Annotated in this window: 15 protein-coding genes; 6 read left to right on the plus strand and 9 right to left on the minus strand. The window is 55.6% G+C overall.

The window, feature by feature from the left end:
- Positions 1-25: 25 nt before the first annotated feature.
- Together aruF and ACA072_RS21750 are read right to left on the minus strand one after the other, a co-directional pair.
- Positions 26-1045, minus strand: a complete 1020-nt coding sequence (gene aruF, locus ACA072_RS21745; RefSeq protein ID WP_462028298.1) for an arginine/ornithine succinyltransferase subunit alpha — start codon at positions 1043-1045, stop codon at positions 26-28.
- A 228-nt stretch (positions 1046-1273) separates the two neighbouring features.
- Positions 1274-2494 carry an aspartate aminotransferase family protein gene (locus ACA072_RS21750; RefSeq protein WP_497448486.1) on the minus strand — a complete coding sequence of 407 codons (1221 nt, stop codon included), beginning with the start codon at positions 2492-2494 and terminating at the stop codon, positions 1274-1276.
- Positions 2495-2780: 286 nt separating this feature from the next.
- On the opposite strand from ACA072_RS21750, the gene ACA072_RS21755 reads away from it, so the two are divergent.
- A complete protein-coding gene (locus ACA072_RS21755; protein ID WP_497620494.1) occupies positions 2781-7640 on the plus strand; it encodes a dermonecrotic toxin domain-containing protein in 4860 nt (1619 codons plus the stop codon).
- Between the two features lies 1 nt (position 7641).
- Here the strand turns inward: ACA072_RS21755 and ACA072_RS21760 are convergent, their stop codons facing one another.
- The 7 genes from ACA072_RS21760 to acs form a co-directional block, all read right to left on the minus strand.
- Positions 7642-8622 (minus strand): GlxA family transcriptional regulator, encoded by a 981-nt coding sequence (locus ACA072_RS21760; RefSeq protein WP_010457247.1) that lies wholly within the window; start codon positions 8620-8622, stop codon positions 7642-7644.
- Between the two features lie 232 nt (positions 8623-8854).
- Positions 8855-9619, minus strand: a complete 765-nt coding sequence (locus tag ACA072_RS21765) for an ABC transporter ATP-binding protein (protein ID WP_497620495.1) — start codon at positions 9617-9619, stop codon at positions 8855-8857.
- Between the two features lie 27 nt (positions 9620-9646).
- Positions 9647-10759 (minus strand): M14 family metallopeptidase, encoded by a 1113-nt coding sequence (locus ACA072_RS21770; protein ID WP_497620496.1) that lies wholly within the window; start codon positions 10757-10759, stop codon positions 9647-9649.
- A gap of 1 nt (position 10760) precedes the next feature.
- Positions 10761-11459, minus strand: coding sequence for an ABC transporter permease (locus tag ACA072_RS21775; protein ID WP_283181347.1), 699 nt, complete (start codon positions 11457-11459; stop codon positions 10761-10763).
- Positions 11456-12145, minus strand: a complete 690-nt coding sequence (locus ACA072_RS21780; protein WP_497448490.1) for an ABC transporter permease — start codon at positions 12143-12145, stop codon at positions 11456-11458. The genes ACA072_RS21775 and ACA072_RS21780 overlap by 4 nt, the downstream gene beginning before the upstream one ends.
- A 91-nt stretch (positions 12146-12236) precedes the next feature.
- Positions 12237-13010, minus strand: coding sequence for an ABC transporter substrate-binding protein (locus ACA072_RS21785; RefSeq protein WP_461955284.1), 774 nt, complete (start codon positions 13008-13010; stop codon positions 12237-12239).
- 700 nt (positions 13011-13710) lie between these two features.
- Positions 13711-15666 (minus strand): acetate--CoA ligase, encoded by a 1956-nt coding sequence (acs, locus tag ACA072_RS21790; RefSeq protein WP_497620498.1) that lies wholly within the window; start codon positions 15664-15666, stop codon positions 13711-13713.
- A gap of 504 nt (positions 15667-16170) precedes the next feature.
- Here acs and ACA072_RS21795 point away from each other — a divergent pair.
- From ACA072_RS21795 to ACA072_RS21815, 5 genes are all read left to right on the plus strand, one after another.
- The gene (locus tag ACA072_RS21795) at positions 16171-16434 is read left to right on the plus strand and encodes a DUF2790 domain-containing protein (RefSeq protein WP_010457261.1); all 264 of its coding nucleotides are present in this window, start codon (positions 16171-16173) and stop codon (positions 16432-16434) included.
- Positions 16435-16975: 541 nt separating this feature from the next.
- Positions 16976-18226, plus strand: coding sequence for a ribonucleotide-diphosphate reductase subunit beta (locus tag ACA072_RS21800; RefSeq protein ID WP_084322765.1), 1251 nt, complete (start codon positions 16976-16978; stop codon positions 18224-18226).
- Positions 18227-18329: 103 nt separating this feature from the next.
- Positions 18330-19553: an SIR2 family protein gene (locus ACA072_RS21805; protein WP_497620500.1), complete on the plus strand. Its 1224-nt coding sequence runs from the start codon at positions 18330-18332 to the stop codon at positions 19551-19553.
- A complete protein-coding gene (locus tag ACA072_RS21810) occupies positions 19546-21318 on the plus strand; it encodes an ATP-binding protein (protein WP_497620502.1) in 1773 nt (590 codons plus the stop codon). Before ACA072_RS21805 ends, ACA072_RS21810 begins: the two co-directional genes overlap by 8 nt.
- Positions 21319-21528 (plus strand): KTSC domain-containing protein, encoded by a 210-nt coding sequence (locus tag ACA072_RS21815; RefSeq protein WP_497620504.1) that lies wholly within the window; start codon positions 21319-21321, stop codon positions 21526-21528. It abuts the gene before it with no gap.
- Positions 21529-21921 lie beyond the last annotated feature (393 nt).

The following is a 21921-nucleotide window of genomic DNA, read 5'->3' on the forward strand; positions in this document are numbered from 1 at the left end:
CGAAACTTCGCTGCTTTCTAGGCAATCAAACCGCTACCAGGCGCACGCTGGCACCTTCACCGACGCCCAGGGCTTCGGCCGCTTCCAGATCCAGGGTCACGGGTTTGCCCGGCGCGTAATCGAGCTCGAGCAACACGGCGCGATAATCCTGCAACTGGGCATTGGCCACCAGGTACTGACGACCGGCACCTTTGACCGCTTCGCCGATTTTCACCGGCACCACACGGCTCTGGGCAATCGAACGGATCCCCGAGACGCGGGCATGCAACGTCGGGCCACCGTCGAAAATGTCGATGTAGTGATCAGTCTCGAAGCCTTCGCGCATCAGGATGTCGAAGGTAATCTGCGCCCGTGGATGCACCTGGCCCATCGCTTCTTGAGCGGAGTCCGGCAGCAACGGCACGTAAATCGGGTAATGCGGCATCAGCTCGGCGAGGAACGTGCGGCTCTTCAGACCGCACAGACGCTCGGCTGCGGCGTAGTTGAGGTCGAAGAAGTTGCGACCGATGGCATCCCAGAACGGCGAGTCGCCATTTTCGTCGCTGTAACCGACGATCTCGGTCACCACGGAATCGGCAAAACGCTCCGGATGGCTGGCGACGAATAGCAGACGACCACGGGAATTGAGTTCGGCCCAAGGCGAACCCACCAACTCGCGCTGCACGTAGAAACTGGTCAGCAAGCTGTTGCCGGTCAGGTCGTGGCACTGGGAGAGCACGTGAATCTTGTTGTGAATCTTCAGCTCGCGGGAGGCGTGCACGAAGGTTTCATTGCGAAAGCTGTAGAACGGCTCGGAGTAACCGGCGGAGGCAACGATGGCCGAACAACCGACCAGTTTGCCGGTGGCCGAATCTTCGAGGACAAAGAAGTAGCTCTCTTCACCATTGAAGCTGACTTCAGCGGAAAATGAGGCTTCGCTTGCGGCGATCTTGTCGCTCAGGCGTTCAACGTCATCCGGCAAGGAAGTGACACCAATCGGGCTGTCCGCAGCCAGACGCTGTACCTCGCCCAGATCAGCCATTTGCGCGGGGCGCATCACCAGCATGGTGTCACTCCTTAATCTCAGAACTTACAGAAGAAAAAATCCCGGGCCATCCCTGAAACAATTCAGAGTCAACTGTGGGAGCTAGCCTGCTAGCGATATCGTCCTGTCAGGCAACAATGATGTTGGCTATCAGGCCCTCATCGCTAGCAGGCTAGCTCCCACACCTTTGATCCAGCCCGAAACAAAAATTTGGATCGGCGCCTGAAGGGTCAGGCGCCGAAGGGTCTATCAGGCTTGCGTCAGCTTGGCCACGGCGCGTTCGAAACGGTCGAGACCGGCATCGATGTCTGCGTCTTCAACCACCAGGCTTGGCGCGAAACGCACCACGTCCGGGCCGGCTTGCAGAATCATCAGGCCTTCACGCTCGGCGGCGTTGAAGATGTCTTTGGCTTTGCCTTTCCAGGCATCGCTCAGCACACAACCAATCAACAGGCCCATACCGCGGACCTTGGTGAAGATCGCGTATTTCTCGCCGATCTGTTCCAGACGAGCCTTGAACTTGTCGTGCTTGGCATTGACCCCGGCCAGCACTTCAGGGGTGTTGATCACGTCGATCACGGCTTCCGCGACAGCGCACGCCAGCGGGTTGCCGCCGTAAGTGGTGCCGTGAGTGCCGACGACCAGGTGTTTGGCCAGGTCTTCGGTGGTCAGCATGGCCGCGATCGGGAAACCGCCGCCCAGGCTCTTGGCGCTGGTCAGGATGTCCGGAACCACGCCGTAATGCTGGTAGGCGAACAGATGACCGGTGCGACCCATGCCGGTCTGCACTTCGTCGAAGATCAGCAGCGCGTTGTGCGCGGTGCAGAGGTCACGGGCGCCTTGCAGGTACTCAAGTTCGGCTGGGATGACACCGCTCTCGCCCTGAATCGGCTCCAGCACCACGGCGCAGGTCTTGTCGGAAATGGCGGCTTTCAACGCGGCCAGATCGTTGTACGGCACGTGGGAGATACCGGTGATCTTCGGACCGAAGCCATCGGAATACTTCGACTGGCCACCGACGTTCACGGTGAACAGGGTACGACCGTGGAAGCTGTTGAGCGCGGCGATGATTTCGTACTTCTCGCTGCCGAAACGATCGAAACCGACGCGACGGGCCAGCTTGAAGGCGGCCTCGTTGGCTTCGGCGCCGGAGTTGCAGAAGAAAGCGCGCTCGGCAAAGGTGGCATCGATCAGCTTATGCGCCAGGCGCAAGGCCGGCTCATTGGTGAACACGTTGGACACGTGCCACAGCTTGTTCGCCTGCTCGGTCAAGGCACCGACCAGCGCCGGGTGCGCATGGCCCAATACGTTAACGGCAATCCCGCCAGCGAAGTCGATCAGCTCGCGGCCAGACTGGTCCCAGACACGGGAACCGGCACCACGCACAGGAATGAATGCGGCAGGCGCGTAGTTGGGAACCATTACCTGGTCGAAATCGGCGCGTTCTACCGCAGCGTGCTCAACGGACATCGGAGTCTCCTGATGAGGAACACTCGCCGGAAACTGGCGAGCGATGGGGGGATTGTAAGGACAGTTTTCAGCCCGGCCTTGCCGCCAAGCGACAACTTCTTATAGCGCAAACCCCGGTTTTTCCCGGGTTTACGGCAATGCGACATATAGGGTCGCAAAGGCGCAGTTTAAACCGCCGGCACAGGTTATAGGCAGGCTTGTGGAACGGTGCGGTAAATATGTACCGCACGGAACGAATCATTGTCTGTTTTGCTGGCGACTCATCCAAACGCTAAGGGAATAGCGCATGAGTCGCCTCGAAAACTCTTTTACTGCCGACGATAGTGAATCCGCCACGCAGCCGGACGATCATTACCATCACCTCTTCAATAATCTGCCGACCTGGGTATTAGAAGCATCGTCCAATACACGCGACGCCCTGAAAAACGCCACGCTTGCCGCGCCGGGCTGGCATGGCACCGCGACGCCCCTGCAACACCAGTCGCTGAAGAAGCTCAGCCATGAACACTGGACCCATCGCAATCGGCTGGATTCAACACTGTCGAAGCTGCAAAGCGCACAAGCCTTTGCCGAACCGCTTCTAAAAGCGGCCCTGAAAACCCGGTTTGAGGTGGAACTGGACGTTAAAACCACTTTCCTGCGCCTGTACATCCCGCAAACCGTGCCCTGGTTCAGGATCAGGACAGGCGCCGCGCGCACCTGGACCGTATCGCTGCTCGACGCCGCCCTGCATAACTTTCAGGAATCGGAAGCGGCGGCTGACGCTTACGAGTCCGCCTCGACTTTCATTACCGAACCGTCGCCCACGGGGCAGTTCGATACGCTGCCGGCGGTCAAACAAAAACTCACCGTCGCGGCCTTTTCCCGGTTGTGCCGAGAATTGGATATCGGCGCCCGGTACAACACGTACCTCAAAGATAATCTGGGGCTGACTAACGCAGTGGCCGGTGCGGTGTTGAAATCGAAGGTCATCAGCTCGCACAAAGCCGCACTCAAATCTGCGCTGCAAATGGCTCAAATCCGCAAGGACATTCCAGAAGATGCCTATCTCTCGATCCTGCACCTTTTGGAAAGGCGTTCCGGGGCGCAACTGGGTGGCCAACCGCTGTACGGTCATGACCTGACGATAATGTCCTCCTCTCTGACCGGAATCGCGATTTTCGCCGCGAGCCTGGAGCGCGCACGCAAGGAAACACGGATCATTGCCTACATTCCCGACGACCCGGAGCATCCGCTCAAGGAATACCCGAACACTCTGGCATTCATGACCGAGCTGACCCGCAAGCTGCGCGCGCCTGCATACCAGACGTTCTTCAGCCGCTTTGTCGAACACAAGGAAAGGGGCCATTTCTTCGCTGATCTCAACCGTCGTCTCCAGAGCGTGACCTGGCATCAGCACAAGCGTGGCGACACACTGCCGAGCTGGCGCGAAACGCCCGTCGACAGACCCAATCTGCGGTTTTCGATGACGCCGTTCAGCGCGGACCTGTGGAATCATCTTTATCAGCGACAGCTGAACAAAATCCTCAACGATGCCAGTACGCTTGCCGTCTCCACCGCCTCTGCCGACCGAAACGCGCGATGGGCCTTGTGGGATGCCTTCAGCAAAGTGGCCTCAACGCTCCTTGAAATCGCGACGTTCGTTGCATTGCCGTTCGTCCCGTTTCTCGGCGAATTGATGCTGGGCTATATGGCTTACCAGTTACTCGACGAAACCTTCGAAGGCATTGTGGATTTGGCCGAAGGGCTTAAAACAGAAGCATTCGGGCATCTGATGACATTCGTCGAAACAGTGGTTGAGGTGGGCACATTCGCGGTCGGCGGCGCTATCGCTGCCGGCGCCTTTAGCCGACTGCTTTCGCGCGAAGCTGTCGCGCTGGTCGACCCACTTAAACCCGTCGCAACGTCTGATGGGAAAACCCGCTACTGGAAGCCGGATCTCACACCTTACGAACAGGCACACAAGCTGCCCGAAGGCGTAAAACCCGATCAGCATGGCCTCTATCACCATGGGGGCAAGATGCTGCTGCCGCTGGAAGGAAAACTGTATGCCGTGAAATCCGATGGCACCTCGGGCGCGTTTCAGATTGAGCATTCGACCCGGACCGATGCCTATCAGCCTTCCCTGCTGCATAACAACCACGGCGCCTGGCACACAGAGCTGGAGCAGCCGCTGAACTGGGACCGGGAAACGGTTATGCGTCGTCTCGGCCAAAGTGTCGAATCGTTCAGCAGTGTCGAGCGCGAACAGATCCTGCGGGTCAGCGGCTTCCACGACAATGCGGTGCGCGAAATGCATGTCGAACATTACCGCCCGCCTTCGCTGATGACCGACACGATCAAACGCTTCAGGATCAATCGGGACATTGAAACCTTTATCGAGCAGATCGGCAGTGATCAACCCGAACACCATCGAAAGGCTGATGTGACCCTGCAACATCAACTGCTAAGCGGTTACGACGACTGGCCTGTCGACACACCCATGCCGACACCGGAAGCCCAAACGCCAGCCTTCAGACAACAGAGCGCCGAACTCGCCCGGAACCACCAAAAATCGCTGTTCGATTTGCGTTATCGAGCAGAGGAAAAAACCGATGATCCGCGAGCTCAGCGACTGCTCGACGACGTGCCGGGGTTACCGACCGATATCGCCCAGGAACTGGTGAGCAATGCCTCCGGCACTGAATTAAAACAGCTGCACAACGGCCGCACGCCCCTGCGACTCAAGGACGCGGCACTGAAAGCCATGGAGGCTGTGCGCGCAACCCGAGCCAGTGAAGGCTTTTATTCCGAAGCGCTGGACAACACCGACACCCACCGACTGGCCTTGCAAAGCCTGAACTCACTGCCCGGTTTGCCAGCCGAGCTGCGTCTCGAAGTGAGGGATTACTCTGCCGAGGGGGCCGTGCGCGACAGTATTGGCCAGCCCGATGCGCCGCTGCTTAAAACACTGGTTCGCGCTGAAGACGGGACTTACCAGGTTCACCCAGACAATGATTCGACGTCCGGTGATTTTTACCACGCCCTGTTCCAGGCGCTGCCGGATGTACAGCGCAATAAGCTGAACCCTTCGATCACAGACGCCCGGGCACTTAAACAGCGCATCGCCGAACACGCGCTGGAGCAACCGGCATTACGCACGCTGTTCGCAAAAAATCCCCGTCGAAAACCGTTTTATGACCCCACCACCATGCGCCTGCCCGGTGGCACGCAGGGTTACAGTCGAGCCAACCGCGAGACACCTACGCTCAACGATCGGGTTCGCGAGGTTTACCCCAACCTGCCTCAAGAGGAAATGCAGAACTTTGTCCAGGCGTTGCAACTTCACCCGGATGGCGCTCGCGTAGAACTTTCACGCTTGAGCAGGGAGTTGGCCCGACTGCATAAGGATCTGCGCGCCTGGACCAGTGACGCCCCCACCGTTGATCCTGGAACGGGACGCCCGCTCAACGAGCTGGAGCGACAAGCCGAGAGAAACAATCGCCGGTTGCTGGCTCAGGAAATCCAGCGTAGCTGGCGGCGCCAGTCCGACCGGGACTTCGACATACCGGATGGCGTTAGTCGGTATACGCTCAGGTTTGCAGAGCCGATCGTCGGTGACTTGCCATCATTGAGTGCCGATTTCAGTCATGTGTCGCTGCTGTCCCTGGAAGGCAATCGTACCGCGCAGGGCATTCCCGGCTTTCTACAGGGTTTCAGTGGACTACGCCGTCTGGAACTACGCCGTTTCTCCCTGACCACCCTCCCCGACGCGGTCAGCCGAATGCCCGACCTTCACGCCTTGGTGTTAAGCGATTGCGGCATCAGGGTCGACGCGGCCACGTGGTCGAAACTGACGTCATTAAACAAACTGAACATGCTGGACCTGTACAAGAATACGTTTGAAATCCTGCCCCGCATCGACACCATGAGCGAACTGGCGCACCTGGATCTGAGCGACACCGACCTGGCAGAGATTCCGGCCAACCTACTGCAACACCCAAAGCTCGACGCCCTCATGCTGATGAACAACCGCATCAGCGAGTTGCCTGCCGGGTTATTCGAGAGCTCGCTGTACGAAAAGCGCGGTGTACACCTCACGCACAATCCGCTTTCGATCAGGGCACGGGAACTGATCAAGCAACACCACTTCGAGACCGCTTACGACATGGGCGTCTATGCCCCCGAGGCAGATATTGATCGCGTCAAGGCGTTGTACCCCGGCATGGAAGTCGAACAGGCGAGCGAGTTCGTGTACGAACTGCCGGGGACGCTGGAGGACGGCCGCACCTATCTGACGCGTCTTGAGGAAGAGTTCACCCAACTGCGTAATGATCTGTCTGCCTGGACCGCCGACGTTCCGGACCGGCATCCCGATACCGGCGAACCTTTCAACGCCGACCAACTATTTGCCGAGCAAGCCAACCGTGACGAATTCAAGCAGGCGCTTGAGAAGTGCTGGCAGCGTGAGTCCGAACTGGATGATTTCAATGAATCGCTTGAGCCGACGTTCGAGCTCACTGTCCGCCCGGTGATCAATGGAGAACTGCCGGCCCTGAGTGCAGATTTCAGTCATGTTTCCGCACTGGAGGTCCACAGTGCCGATGGGGTAACGCGCCTCGGGCGTTTCCTCGACTCCTTTCCCAACCTCAAAAGCCTGAGGCTGCGCGGGTGTGACCTCGGTAGCATTCCCGACCCGGTGTTCAAGATGGGGCGCCTGCGCTCACTGTCGCTTCCCGATTGCCGGGTCAGCCTGTCAGCAGAGACGGTCAATGCATTGGCAGGAATGGAACAGCTTGATTACCTCGACCTGAGCTTCAACCCACTGGGCCGTACGCCTGATCTTAGTCAAATGCACGAACTGGCGACCGCACTGCTGAACGACACCGGCATCACTGAAATACCCGATGGTCTGCTTCAGCTGACTGATCTGGACTGGGTAGACCTAAGCATGAATGCCATCACCGAGGTGCCCAGCGACCTGATGGAACTGCCCGTTGAAACCGCAGAGAACATCACGTTGAGAGGCAACCCGCTTTCGGAGGAAAGCCTGTTACGGCTGATCAGTTACTTCGAACAGACTGGCGCTGACTTTGGCGTGGAAGAGGTGATCAACCGAGCTGAAATGCAGGTTTCCACCTCAGATGGCTCTGAGATCGACGAGTAAATCAGCCGCGCTCGGACGGCACCGACGACAATTCGAATGGACTGCTGCTGCGCCGCTGGTTTCGATCTTCCCGCGGCGTGGCGCCGAAGAAATTGCGGTAGGCGCTGGAGAAATGCGGCCCCGAGGAGAAGCCACACGACAGGCCGATCTGGATGATCGACTTGCTGGTTTGCATCAACATTTGCCGGGCCTTGTTCAGGCGCAGCTCCAGGTAGTACTGGCTCGGCACGCGGTTGAGGTATTGCTTGAAGATGCGCTCCAGCTGCCGACGGGACACGCACACGTGCTGGGCGATTTCGTCGGTGGTCAAGGGTTCTTCGATGTTGGCTTCCATCAGCAACACCGCCTGGGTGAGCTTCGGATGACTGGAGCCCAAGCGGTTCTGCAGCGGGATGCGCTGGCGCTCGCCGCCCTCGCGAATGCGCTCGACCACCAGTTCTTCGGAGACGGCACCGGCCAGTTCGGCGCCGTGATCACGGGCCAGCACCGCCAGCAACAGATCGAGTACCGACAAGCCGCCACACGCGGTCAGGCGATCACGATCCCAATCGAACAGGTGGCTGGTGGCGATGACTTTGGGGAAGCGTTCGGCGAAATCATCCTGCCAGCGCCAATGCACGGCCGCGCGATAACCGTCGAGCAAACCCAGTTGCGCCAACGGGTAGACACCGGCGGATAAACCGCCGATCACACAACCGGCTCGCACCAGCTGTTTCAACGAACTGCTGAGTGCCGGCGCGAGGGTGGTCGGCGGCTCATCAGCGAGCAGAAACAGTTTCTGGAAGTTTTCGAGCTTGCCGGCCCACGGCTCACCCGGCAATTGCCAGGCGCCTTCGGTCGGCGGTTCGGCCTGCAAAAACGACAATTCGTAGACCACGTCCGGATGCACACGCTGGGCAACACGCAAGGCCTCCTCAGCCAGCGCAAGCGTCAGTGCTTTAGTGCTGGGCCAAATCAGGAAACCAATTCGATGGGCAGTCATGGCGGGCAATCCGAAACGAAAACAGTGATGAAGGCATGGGCCAATGCTAGCCCGTAAATGAACGCAAATCTTAAAACCTGTAGGAGCCGGCTTGCTGGCGATGGCGGTGTGTCAGCTTGCATCTCTGGCACAGATGAACCGCTATCGCCAGCAAGCCGGCTCCTACAAGGGATCGGGGCAAGCCTTTAGGTTGCGAAGCATGCACTATCCCGGTGCGCAACGGGAGTTCGGTTTACTTCAGGCTGCCCGAGAGGAATTGCTGCAAACGTTCAGACTGTGGATTGACCAGCACTTCACGTGGGTTGCCGCTTTCTTCGACAACGCCTTTGTGCAGGAACACCAGCTGGTTCGACACTTCACGGGCGAAGCCCATTTCGTGCGTCACCACCACCATGGTCCGGCCTTCCTGCGCCAGGGCCTGCATGACTTTCAACACGTCACCGACCAGTTCCGGGTCGAGTGCCGAGGTCGGTTCGTCAAACAGCATCACTTCAGGTTCCATCGCCAGTGCACGGGCAATCGCTACGCGCTGCTGCTCGCCGCCGGACATGTGGCCCGGGTAAGCGTCTTTGCGATGCGCCACGCCAACCTTGTTCAAGTAGTGTTCGGCTTTCTCGCGAGCTTCAGCCTTGGACATGCCCAGCACGTGAACCGGTGCTTCCATGATGTTTTCCAGCGCGGTCATGTGCGACCACAGGTTGAAATGCTGGAACACCATCGACAGGCGCGAGCGCATGCGTTGCAGCTGTTTTGGATCGGCCGCTTTCATCGCGCCGTCCTTGTTCGCTACCAGTTTCAGCTCTTCGTTGTTGAGCAGAATACGGCCCGCGTGCGGCTGCTCGAGCAGGTTGATGCAGCGCAGGAAAGTACTTTTGCCGGAGCCACTGGAGCCGATGATGCTGATCACATCGCCAGCCGCCGCTTTCAGGGACACGCCCTTGAGCACTTCGTGACTGCCATAGCGTTTATGCAGGTCTTGGACTTCAAGTTTGTACATGCGGTCGGTTCTCACAAAAACAGTCAGTCAGTCGTTGAGCAAGCGCCCGTGACGCAGCGCTTCGCGCCCCGCCACCTTGGCCAGCCAGAAACCGGGTTGGGCATAACGCAGCCGTTCAATGGCAAACAGCACCCCGGACGTACCAGCACACACCGTGCTGACCCGATCCGATAACGGATCGATCACTTCGAAAATCTCGTCGCCGGCTTCGATCCACTCACCGGGTTTACGCAGGAAACTGATCACGCCCGGATGCGGCGCGAACAGCAATTCGGTGCCTTCGAATGGCATGCCTTCGCACGCTTCTTGCGCAGGTTTGGGCCATTCGCCGCTGATCAAGCCTTGCTCGGCGAGGAACGCGAGAATGCCTTCGGCGTAAGCCTCGGCGTCAGCGCGACCGGTGTCGGCCTGACCACCTAATTCAATGGTAGTCGCCAGGCAGGCCAGCGGGATTTGTGCATCCGGAAACTGACGGGACAGGCGCAGCCACGGCAGCGAACAGGCTTCGTCGAAGGAGCTGCCGCCGGAATCTTCCGCCAGCAGACCCACTTTCACATTCAGGTGCGCAGCGAGCGAACGCCATTGCGGCCAGTGTTGCGGCAAGGCGTACATGTGCAGCGCGGCTTCGGCATCACAGTGCAAATCCAGCACGACATCAGCGGTGCAAGCGTGGCTGAGCAAAATGCGCTGCATGCCTTGCAACTGGCTGCTCGCCTCTGGCAATGCAGCCAAATGATCGCTCATGGCTTGACGGATCAAACGGATATTGGCGTGGGGATCATCACCCAGATGCCCTTCGAGCTCAGCGGCCACTGGCGCGCTCAGCTCGACGAAATCGCGGTTGAAATTCTTGCCGCTGCCCGCTTCGAAACGCCCTTGATGGCTGCCCTGAAGCAATTGACCGAGGCCCAGTGGATTGGCCACCGGCACCAGTTCGATCACACCATTGAGCAAGCCTTGGGCTTCGAGTTCGGCCAGGCGCTTTTTCAGCTCCCAGGCCGTGCGCATCCCCGGCAATTCATCGGCGTGGAGGCTGGCCTGGATGTAAGCCTTACGCTCGCCACTACCGAAGCGAAACACCGAAATCTGACGTTCGCTGCCCAGGTGGTTCCACGGCAATGAATGATCGATGCGTTCCATATCAGTGTTTCCGCGGGGCCAGATAGCCCAGCCAGCGGCGCTCGGCCAGTTTGAACAGCTTCACCAGAATGAAGGTCAGGCACAGGTAGAACACGCCGGCGGTGATGTACGCCTCGAACGGCAAGTAGAACTGAGCGTTGACCGTGCGCGCGGCGCCGGTGATGTCGATCAGGGTCACGATGGACGCCAGACTGGTGGTCTGCAGCATCATGATCACTTCGTTGCTGTACTGCGGCAGCGCCCGGCGCAAGGCCGACGGCAGCAGGATGCGCTTGTACATTTTGTAGCGCGACATGCCCATCGCCTTGGCCGCTTCAATCTCACCGTTCGGCGTGGCGCGCAGGCTGCCGGCGATGATTTCCGCGGTGTAGGCGCTGGTGTTGATTGCGAACGCCAGGCACGCACAGAACGTCGCGCTGGACAGCCACGGCCACAGGAAGCTTTCACGTACGGCTTCGAATTGCGCCAGGCCGTAGTAGATCAAAAACAGCTGCACCAGCATCGGCGTGCCACGAATCACGTAAGTGAAGAGCCAGGCCGACATGTTGACCACGGCATTCTTCGAGACGCGCATCAGCCCCAGCGGCAGGGCTGCCAGCAGACCGAAAAACAGCGACAGCGCGAGCAATTTGAGGGTAGTCACCAAGCCGCCGAAGTACAGCGGCAAGGCCTCCCAAATGACGTTGTAGTCGAAGATCATAGATCAGCCGCCCTTACGCCTACCGAGTAGCGCTTCTCAAGTTGACGCAGAATCAGCAACGAGACACTGGTGATCACCAGGTACATCGCCGCCACTGCGAGGAAGAAGGTGAAAGGCTCGCGGGTGGCGTCTGCCGCCTGCTTGGCCTTGAACATCATGTCTTGCAGACCCACCACGGAAATCAGCGCGGTGGCCTTGGTCAGTACCAGCCAGTTGTTGGTGAAGCCCGGAATCGCCAGACGAATCATCTGCGGCACCAACACCCGGAAGAACACCTGAAAACTGCTCATGCCATACGCCATGCCCGCTTCTGCCTGACCTTTGGGGATCGCCATGAAAGCGCCGCGGAAGGTTTCCGACAGGTACGCACCGAAGATGAAGCCCAGGGTGCCGATACCGGCGGCCAACGGGTTCAGGTCGATGTAGTCGTCAAAGCCGAGCATCGGCGCCACGCGGTTGAGCAGGTCCTGACCGCCGTAGAAAATCAGCAGGATCAGTACCAGGTCGGGAATACCGCGGATCACCGTGGAATACAGGTCGCCCAGCCAGGCCAGCCAGCGAACCGGCGACAGACGCAATGCAACGCCGATCAGACCCAGAAGGATGGCCAGGACCATGGACGACAAGGCGAGCTGAAGCGTCAGCCATGCGCCATCGAGGATGACAGCCCCGTAGCCTTTCAACATGATTCAGGTCCTCGAATGTGGGGATGAAAAAATGGCGCAAACCTCAGAGATCCTGTTGCTTGCGCCATTTCGGACTTGTCGCCGGGACGTATTACTTGCCGTAGATATCAAAGGCGAAGTATTTGTCCTGGATTTGCTTGTACTTGCCGTTCTCGCGAATGGCAGCGATCGCGGTGTTGATCTTGTCTTTCAGCGCGTCGCCCTTGCGAACCGCGATACCCACGCCGTCGCCGAAGTATTTGACGTCGGTGAAGGCCGGGCCAACGAAGGCGAAACCTTTGCCGGCGTCGGTTTTCAGGAAACCGTCATCCAGCAGCGTAGCGTCTGCCACGGTGCCGTCGAGGCGGCCAGCGGCCACGTCGAGGTAGATTTCGTTCTGCGAACCGTAAGGCTTGATCTCGGCACCCAGCGGGGCCAGGACTTCGCGGGCGAAACGCTCGTGGATCGAACCACGTTGCACGCCGATGTTCTTGCCCTTCAGTTCAGCCAGGCCTTCGCTGACTTGAGTGCCAGCCTTCATGACCAGGCGAGCCGGGGTGTTGTAGTACTTGTTGGTGAAGTCCACGGATTTCTTGCGGTCTTCAGTGATCGACATGGACGACAGGATCGCGTCGATCTTGCGCACTTTGAGCGCCGGGATCAGACCGTCGAACTCTTGCTCGACCCACACGCACTTGACCTTCATCTCTTCGCACAGGGCGTTGCCGATGTCGTAGTCGAAACCAACGATGCTGCCGTCCGGTGCTTTGGAAGCGAACGGAGGGTAAGCCGCTTCGATACCAATTTTCAGAGGCTTTTCATCGGCGAAGGTTGGCAGGGACAGCACGGACAGTGCCAAGGCGCCAAGCAGCACGAGTTTCTTCATGTTGGGACTCCATCGGTAAAGGGCTAAAACGGCAGAGTGAGCGACAGCCCAATATGCGAATGAGTGGAACCGCAAAGCGATGCTGCGTCGTAGGAACCGCGCGCTTTTTTCAACGCGAGCAACAACGAGCGAGTGATCGGCATTCTAACGACAGGCCCGAAGCCGATATTTCTTCAATGCGACAACTAATTACAGATGCACCGAGAAAGCCGCTTGAGCGCGTTGACAGCCTTGCAAATTCATGCAAGAGCAAAAGACAGTAAACCGATCTGTATTGCAAATTGCGGGCCTATTATTGGCAAACCCTTCTAATCCGGCAAGCGCAGCGTTATGTCTTATTTTTAACAGGGGCTGGAGAGGCCCGGGAATGGGGCTTTGCGTTTCCCAATGCCCCGTATGGGGATGGGCGGTTACACATTCAGTTACTTGAATGGGGGTGGGTAACAGTGGGAAAGCGCCTACAGATGAAGCCGATAATTATTGGCCGTTGTTTATTTAGCGTCTGACAGATAGCCATCGCTAGCAGGCTAGCTCCCACAGGGGAACTGCGCTCGTTTCAACCTGTGACTCCACTGGAGATCCTTGTGGGAGCTAGCCTGCTAGCGATGAGGCCCGAACGGCCCCCACAAAAACACCAGACATGAAAAAGCCCTACCAGACGCAATGCCTGGCAGGGCTTCGATGACTCAGGAACGGCAGGTTAAGCGACGTTCATGATCTTGTGTTCATCAATCAAATGCTGCACCACACCCGGATCCGCCAGGGTGGAGATATCCCCCAACCCATCGTATTCAGCCGTCGCAATCTTGCGCAGAATCCGGCGCATGATCTTGCCCGAACGGGTTTTCGGCAGCCCCGGCGCCCACTGGATTACATCCGGCGAAGCAATCGGGCCGATCTCCTTGCGCACCCAGTTTTTCAGTTCCAGACGCAGTTGCTCGCTCGGTTCTTCGCCACCGATCAGCGTGACGTAGACATAGATGCCCTGGCCCTTGATGTCGTGCGGCACGCCGACCACGGCTGCCTCGGCGACTTTCGGGTGAGCGACCATCGCGCTTTCAATCTCGGCGGTGCCCATACGGTGGCCGGACACGTTGAGCACGTCGTCCACACGCCCGGTGATCCAGTAGTAGCCATCTTCGTCGCGACGTGCGCCGTCGCCAGTGAAGTACATGCCACGGAAAGTCTTGAAGTAGGTGTCGACGAAGCGGTCATGGTCGCCGTACAGCGTACGTGCCTGGCCTGGCCACGAATCGAGAATCACCAGATTGCCCTCGGCCACGCCTTCGAGGATGTTGCCCAGGTTGTCCACCAGTGCCGGCACCACGCCGAAGAACGGACGTGCCGCCGAACCCGGTTTGAGGCCGTGAGCGCCCGGCAACGGGCTCATCATGTTGCCGCCGGTTTCGGTCTGCCACCAGGTGTCGACGATCGGGCAACGGGATTGGCCGACGTTCTTGTAATACCAGTCCCACGCTTCCGGGTTGATCGGCTCACCGACCGAACCCAACAGACGCAGGCTGCTGCCATCAGCGCCTTCAACAGCGGCTTTGCCCGACGCCATCATCGCGCGGATCGCCGTTGGTGCGGTGTAGAGGATGTTGACCTTGTGCTTGTCGACGATCTTCGCCACCCGGGTGATGTCCGGATAGTTCGGTACGCCTTCGAACAGCACCGTGGTCGCGCCGTTGGCCAATGGACCGTAAACGATATAGGTGTGGCCGGTGACCCAGCCGACGTCGGCGGTGCACCAGTAGACTTCGCCCGGGCGGTAGTCGAACACGCGCTCGTGGGTCATGGCGGCGTAAAGCAGGTAACCGCCGGTGGTGTGCTGCACGCCTTTAGGCTTACCGGTGGAACCGGAGGTGTAAAGGATGAACAGCGCTTCTTCGGCACCCATCTCTTTCGGCGCGCAGACACTGCCCGCCACTTTCATCAGGTCTTCGTACCAGATGTCGCGATGCTGGTTCCACTTGATGTTGCCACCGGTGCGCTTGCACACGATGACTTTCTGGATGCTGCTGGTTTCCGGGTTGGTCAGCGCGTCGTCGACGTTGGTCTTGAGCGGGATCTTCTTGCCGGCACGAATGCCTTCGTCAGCGGTGATCACCACTTTGGATTTGCAGTCAATGATGCGACCGGCCAGGGCTTCCGGCGAGAAACCACCGAACACCACCGAGTGAATCGCGCCGATCCGGGTGCAAGCCAGCATGGCGACCACGGCTTCGGGGATCATCGGCATATAGATAGTCACCACGTCGCCGCGGTGCACATCCTGGCCGCGCAAGGCGTTGGCGAACTTGCAGACTTGTTCGTGCAGCTCGCGGTAGGTGATGTTGCGGCTTTCGGCCGGGTCATCCCCTTCCCAAATGATCGCGACTTGATCGCCGCGCTCGGCCAGATGACGGTCGAGGCAGTTGTAGGAAACGTTCAGGGTGCCGTCGGCAAACCATTTGATGTCGACATGGTGATCGTCGAAAGACGTCTGTTTCACCGTGGTGAAAGGCTTGATCCAGTCGAGGCGCTTGGCTTGCTCGCGCCAGAATCCGTCCGGGTTGACGACGGACTGCTGGTACATGGCTTTGTAGGTTGCCTCGTCGGTCAGCGTGTTGGCTGCTACCTCGGGACGAACGGGATACAGAGAAGCCGCACTCATCTTTCTTACCTCGGTGGAATAGTTGTTTTTGTATGCCCCCAGTTGTAGCCGGGCCGGGCCTATAGAACCATTCGACGATGGTAGTAACAAGCCCCTACAAAATGTGGCTATACCTCGCCAATGCGCTCAAAAGCGGTGATTTCAGAGGCTTGATCGTTCCCACGCTCTGCGTGGGAATGCAGCCCGTGACGCTCCGCGTCACTGGACGCGGAGCGTCCCTTGAGGCATTCCCACGCCGGAGCGTGGGAACGATCATTGGCTTCATCAGCGAGCCAAAGGCCGCTTTTCGAGGATTGTTACGAAATCCGCCAAAGGTGTTTATCAAAACCCCACCTATATGAATCCCCCTCCCACGCCTAAAATCCGCCTCGCCAACAAGGCACTGTGATTAACCAAGTAACAGCCCCCACGAAGGCCGTTAATCCAAAACTCTTTAATCAAGCTCCACACGCAACCCCAAAAAGGTTGCGTGACCCCATTCGACCTCTAAAAGGTAAATCTGAAATGAAAGCTTTATTAGTTCTGGCCCTCTCCAGCCTGTGCGCAACCGCCATGGCAGACGAGGTCCCGACTGATGTCGCACAGCAAAAACCGGCCATCGAGGAATACACTTACTCCACTCACCTGGACATCGCCAAAGTTATCTCCATGAGTGAAGTCCCTAATGTGTGCGAAGTTGTTCCAGTGAAAATGGAATACGACGACTCCCAAGGTCAACGCCACATCCTGCGCTACAGCATCATGGGTAACGGCTGCACCAACGGATGATCGTGACTGCACCGAATCGGACCCTTTCAACTGATCGCTGACCGTCGATTCCAGCCCGGCTTCGGTCGGGTTCAGTTGTGTTTTGAAGCGGCGAAACACCTTGCAAACCACAAGATGTAGTGAAAAACGCGGTTTTTGGCTGTTTTTTGAACAAATTCGATTCAGCGTCAAAATTAACGAAAAAAAATCTGCACCGGCCAAAGCCCTGTAATACCTCGGTTTGCTCCAAAAACCATCCCTTTCGGCCACTCCATGAGCCGATTCGCCGCACCACGCCGGCAAAAATTTCCCTATAATGCCACCTTAAACGGGCCTGCAATATTCCCTTACAGGGACGAATAGCCAGTCTGAAGCCCACGCCGAAGTCTTCACCGATTTCTGCGCCCATCAGTGGCTCTCGGAACCCCGTACAAAATTATGTTTATTTGCCTGCGTGTACCGCTGCAAAAAACGCTATCAAACGCGGCCAGTACGGCCGTGTGAAAAACAACCAATCAGTTTTCACACGGGCATCTGGCCCTCACGCAGGAGACGACACGTCATGCTGAGCTGGGACGAATTCGACAAAGAAGACAGCGGCGAGACCGTGGTAAAAGGCGCAAACGCCGGCCACGCGACTGAAGCCAACATGGACCGACTCGATACCGCTGGTGGTGTCGCCGCTCAAGAAGCTCGCGCCGTAACCGCGACCGACTCTGCCGCAATCGCCCGTGCCAAAGCTGCCCTGGACAACCTCGACATCGCCGAAGGCCTCGCCGAACTCGAAGGCGCCTCCGCCCGTGTCGCCGTCGACGAAAAGCGCATGATCAACTGCCGCGCCGACCTCAACCAACTCGTACCCTTCAAGTACGACTGGGCCTGGCAGAAATACCTGGACGGCTGCGCAAACCACTGGATGCCGCAAGAAGTCAACATGACCGCCGACATCGCCCTCTGGAAAGACCCGGAAGGCCTGACCGACGACGAGCGCCGCATCGTCATGCGCAACCTCGGCTTCTTCTCCACCGCCGACTCCCTGGTTGCCAACAACCTGGTCCTGGCCGTGTACCGCCTGATCACCAACCCGGAATGCCGCCAGTACATCCTGCGCCAGGCTTTCGAAGAGGCGATCCACACCCACGCCTACCAGTACTGCATCGAATCGTTGGCCATGGATGAAGGCGAGATCTTCAACATGTACCACGAGATCCCATCGGTCGCGAAAAAAGCCACCTGGGGCCTCAAATACACCCGTTCGATCTCCGATCCGAAGTTCGAAACCGGCACCGTCGAAACCGACAAAGAGCTGCTGCGCAACCTGATCGCCTACTACTGCGTTCTGGAAGGCATCTTCTTCTACTGCGGCTTCACCCAAATCCTCTCCATGGGCCGCCGCAACAAAATGACCGGCGTCGCCGAGCAGTTCCAGTACATCCTGCGCGACGAATCCATGCACCTGAACTTCGGCATCGACGTGATCAACCAGATCAAAATCGAAAACCCACACCTGTGGGATGCCGAGATGAAGGAAGAGGCTTCGCAGATGATTCTGCAGGGGACTCAGCTGGAGATTGAATATGCTCGGGATACCATGCCTCGCGGCGTGCTGGGTATGAATGCGGCGATGATGGAGGACTATCTGAAGTTCATCGCTAACCGTCGTTTGTCGCAGATTGGGTTGAAGGAAGAGTATCCAGGGACGACTAACCCGTTCCCTTGGATGAGCGAGATTATGGACTTGAAGAAAGAGAAGAATTTCTTTGAGACTCGGGTTATTGAGTACCAAACCGGTGGTGCGCTTAGCTGGGATTGATTTGCTTTAAAATTTTTGCCTTACGCTTTACCTGAGCATGATTGTTGGGGTAGCGAAAAATAAACCCCGCAAATGCGGGGTTTATTTTTTATAAGGAAATAACATGAGCGACTCAGTGCACAACCCCGATCAATACATGTTTGGCTTTCGGCAAATAATTACTAACGGAAAGAAGAAAATAGGAATATTACTTGGTGCAGGAGCACCATTTAGTATAAATATTGGTGGAGCCGGACCTAGAAAGCCGTTAATCCCCAACGTCATAGGTTTAACAGCGCTTATAAAAGAAAGCCTCCAAGAGGAAGATCTCAGAGTTTTCACTGAGATCGAACAATCAATACAAGATAGAAACTTTGAAAAAGTTCTATCCAAAATCAGAACTCTTGCCGAGGTCGTTGGGGACGCGAAAATCTACAACTACAACAGCACAGAATTTACCACCCTCACAGACAATATATGTCAAGCAATAAAAATCGCAGTCAACCAAGAGCTCCCAAAAGGGAAAAACCCTTATTCTGAATTAATTTCTTGGATAAACGGGATAAAACGCCGCCACGGCGTAGAAATATTCACAACCAACTACGACCTGTTACTAGAACAAGCTTTAGAAAGGGTAAAGACACCTTACTTCGATGGATTTAGCGGTTCTAGAAATGCGTTTTTTGACCCCTCAAGTATTTCTAGAAATGACCTTCCACCACGTTGGGTGAGACTTTGGAAACTTCATGGCTCAATTGGTTGGGAACTGAACGAAAACTCAGAAGTAATTAGACTTCCCACCTCTACTAACACAAACATGGTTTACCCTTCCCATATAAAGTATGATCAAACTCAAGCAGCACCTTTCTCTTCATTATTCGAGCGCTTCAAAAACTTTCTTAATGAGCCAGACACACTAACGATCGCATCAGGCTTTTCTTTTGCTGACGCTCATATCTCTTCAAAAATAACAGAAAGCTTAATTGCAAACCAATCCACTGCGCTATTTGCCTTTCAATATAACAAATTAGAAGACGAACCTTACGCAAGAGAAATCGCATTCAATTGCCCTAACTTCAGTCTATTCTGTCGAGATGGAGCCATCATAAACGGTGTCGAAGCTCCTTGGAGAATTGGAACATTACCGGCAAAAAACTGGCAGATTATCAGAGATGAATACTTTAGCAACAAAGAGTTTCAACTTGGCGACTTTAATGCTTTAACTCGCTTTCTAGCGACAGCAGGTGGTGATTTCGATTTTGAATCAATGCCAGCTATCGAAATCGACAACGTGATTGATCCTGTACAGCCCCTCCCTTTAGTTGAACAGGCTCAGAACGATGCATAACGCTACGTACATGGGAAGTGTTAGCTCGGTTTCGAGTTCTTCTATTATTGTAGAACTTGCGGAATCAATGGACTCCGGAATAATCATCATTGAGGGTAAAAATTATCGTATTGGGCAGGTCGGTAGTTTTATTAAAATCCCTATTGGTTACAATCAGTTATTCGGAGTTACATCTGAATCAAACGAATCGTCCACCCAAGAGGAAAATGTAATTCATCGCAGTCGCCGCTGGATTAGGGTAGAGCTAATTGGCGAGATGATTGGTGGTGAGTTTGACAGGGGAATTAGTGAATATCCCAGCATTGGTGACGACGTTCATATAGTAGTGGATACAGATCTCAAAAAAATATTTGGGAAGCCTACTGCCGGTCAGTTCACGATTGGAAAACTTTCAAGCTCAGATGGAATTGATGTGAGCTTAGATCTAGATCGACTGGTGACACGTCATTCTGCAATCCTCGGTTCAACAGGCTCCGGCAAATCCACAAGTACCGCTTCAATTATCAGATCAATTGTTACTAGTAATGAAGAGGTTCGACTTCCGTCAGCTAGAATACTTCTAATAGATATTCACGGCGAGTATGAATCAGCATTAGGGGACATTGCCAAAGTATTTTCAGTCCTCCCAGATAGTAAAAACCCTTTATTTATACCTTATTGGTGCGTCTCTCCGGAAAGCCTGATTGAATTTCTCTGCGGAAACATATCAGAAACGTACAAAACATTGTATCTAGACAAGACTATCGAAGAAAAAAAGAACGCAATTACCACCAACAAAATACCAAACATTTCCACGGAATCGGTTACAACTTCCACACCATTACCATATAGAATAAAAAATATATGGCACGAACTGTATTTTGACGACACTGTTACTTGGAATGAAAAAGAACACATCAACCCTGCATATACCGAAGATGGTGAAGGTGACGCAGAAACTTTAATCGCTCCAAAGTTTCGCCCCCCGGGCGCTGCTAGCAATCCACCATTCAAAGGTGGGAACAGTGTAGTTAAAAGACAGCTAGAGCAAATGAAGTCAAGGCTTTTGGATTCACAGTATTCCTTTCTATTAAAGCCGGGTCCATGGTCCCCAGATAAAGATGGAAAAATAGAGAAGGATCTAGACCAATTACTTGCTGACTGGCTTGGTCACGACCAGCCGATCACAATATTAGACCTTTCCGGAATGCCATCATCCAGATTAAGCCTCCTCCTTGGGTCAATATTAGACATACTTTTTGAGTCTTCAATCTGGGGGAAAAACCTCAATACGGGCATGAGAAACAGACCTCTACTTGTTGTTCTAGAAGAAGCTCATCGATACCTATCCAAAAAAGAAGACGGCCTTGCTAAGCAAATGGTACAACGAATTGCAAAGGAGGGTCGAAAATTCGGAGTAGGCGCAATGGTTGTTAGTCAGCGCCCATCGGAAATCGATGAAACGATATTATCGCAGTGCGGAACAATAATAGCACTTCGAATAAATAATGCGACTGATCGAGGCATCGTAAAGTCTGCAATGTCGGAAGGACTTGCCGGGATAATTGACTCGCTTCCAGTACTCAGAACTGGTGAAGCAATTATAGTTGGAGAGTCAGCAAAACTTCCAACCCGATGCCGTATCAGCTTACTTCCTCCAGATAAATACCCAAACAGCAGAGACCCCGCGGTATCTACTAGCTGGGCAAATGAAAGAAGAGCTGAGAACTATGAAGCGCTAGTATCGGCCTGGCGAAACCAGGAAATCACAAAGGAAGAAAAGTAAATGGAAAGAACACCTGTAAGCTCAAGCAATCTATCCAGCGTTGGGTATGATGAGGCCAACTCGCTACTCCACATTGAATTCAATAGTGGAAAAGTTTACGAATATCATGATGTACCTGAAAGTGTTTACCAGGAGTTATTGAATGCTGGCTCTCCTGGTGGGTATTTCCACAGTCATGTAAAAAATGTTTTTAGCTGTCAAGAAATCTGATAGCTAAATGGGATAGCCCTACCGATAAAGATAGGCGCTATCCTGCAACACTCCCATCCTTGACCATGAGTGATGAAGTCAATACCCTCTCAAACAGGTGCCTAAGAAACACCTCACACAGCGGACTGACCGCACCCGACAGAAGCGGCTTTTTTGTGCCTACGGTTTCTCCGTGGGCATCAAAAAATCTCTGTTATGCCGGGAGTGGGCTAATACAAGACCCGAAAGGGGAATATGTCCGGCCCTCTGTGTGGGGTTTCTTAACTCCCGGCACCCAGCCCTAAGAAAGCTGACATCACACAGAGGTAAAGGATATGCCTAAAAATCTCTCCTTCTCTCCGAAGGAAATTCGCGTTAGCTACGTCATTTTCTATGCGCTTCCATTTCTGGAGG

Source organism: Pseudomonas sp. LBUM1656 (assembly GCF_059716065.1).

What these genes read in the sequence shown, in the direction of transcription:
- aruF (WP_462028298.1), bottom strand. Translation starts at nt 1,045, where the DNA reads ATGCTGGTGATGCGCCCCGCGCAAATGGCTGATCTGGGCGAGGTACAG.
- ACA072_RS21750 (WP_497448486.1), bottom strand. Translation starts at nt 2,494, where the DNA reads ATGTCCGTTGAGCACGCTGCGGTAGAACGCGCCGATTTCGACCAGGTA.
- ACA072_RS21755 (WP_497620494.1), top strand. Translation starts at nt 2,781, where the DNA reads ATGAGTCGCCTCGAAAACTCTTTTACTGCCGACGATAGTGAATCCGCC.
- ACA072_RS21760 (WP_010457247.1), bottom strand. Translation starts at nt 8,622, where the DNA reads ATGACTGCCCATCGAATTGGTTTCCTGATTTGGCCCAGCACTAAAGCA.
- ACA072_RS21765 (WP_497620495.1), bottom strand. Translation starts at nt 9,619, where the DNA reads ATGTACAAACTTGAAGTCCAAGACCTGCATAAACGCTATGGCAGTCAC.
- ACA072_RS21770 (WP_497620496.1), bottom strand. Translation starts at nt 10,759, where the DNA reads ATGGAACGCATCGATCATTCATTGCCGTGGAACCACCTGGGCAGCGAA.
- ACA072_RS21775 (WP_283181347.1), bottom strand. Translation starts at nt 11,459, where the DNA reads ATGATCTTCGACTACAACGTCATTTGGGAGGCCTTGCCGCTGTACTTC.
- ACA072_RS21780 (WP_497448490.1), bottom strand. Translation starts at nt 12,145, where the DNA reads ATGTTGAAAGGCTACGGGGCTGTCATCCTCGATGGCGCATGGCTGACG.
- ACA072_RS21785 (WP_461955284.1), bottom strand. Translation starts at nt 13,010, where the DNA reads ATGAAGAAACTCGTGCTGCTTGGCGCCTTGGCACTGTCCGTGCTGTCC.
- acs (WP_497620498.1), bottom strand. Translation starts at nt 15,666, where the DNA reads ATGAGTGCGGCTTCTCTGTATCCCGTTCGTCCCGAGGTAGCAGCCAAC.
- ACA072_RS21795 (WP_010457261.1), top strand. Translation starts at nt 16,171, where the DNA reads ATGAAAGCTTTATTAGTTCTGGCCCTCTCCAGCCTGTGCGCAACCGCC.
- ACA072_RS21800 (WP_084322765.1), top strand. Translation starts at nt 16,976, where the DNA reads ATGCTGAGCTGGGACGAATTCGACAAAGAAGACAGCGGCGAGACCGTG.
- ACA072_RS21805 (WP_497620500.1), top strand. Translation starts at nt 18,330, where the DNA reads ATGAGCGACTCAGTGCACAACCCCGATCAATACATGTTTGGCTTTCGG.
- ACA072_RS21810 (WP_497620502.1), top strand. Translation starts at nt 19,546, where the DNA reads ATGCATAACGCTACGTACATGGGAAGTGTTAGCTCGGTTTCGAGTTCT.
- ACA072_RS21815 (WP_497620504.1), top strand. Translation starts at nt 21,319, where the DNA reads ATGGAAAGAACACCTGTAAGCTCAAGCAATCTATCCAGCGTTGGGTAT.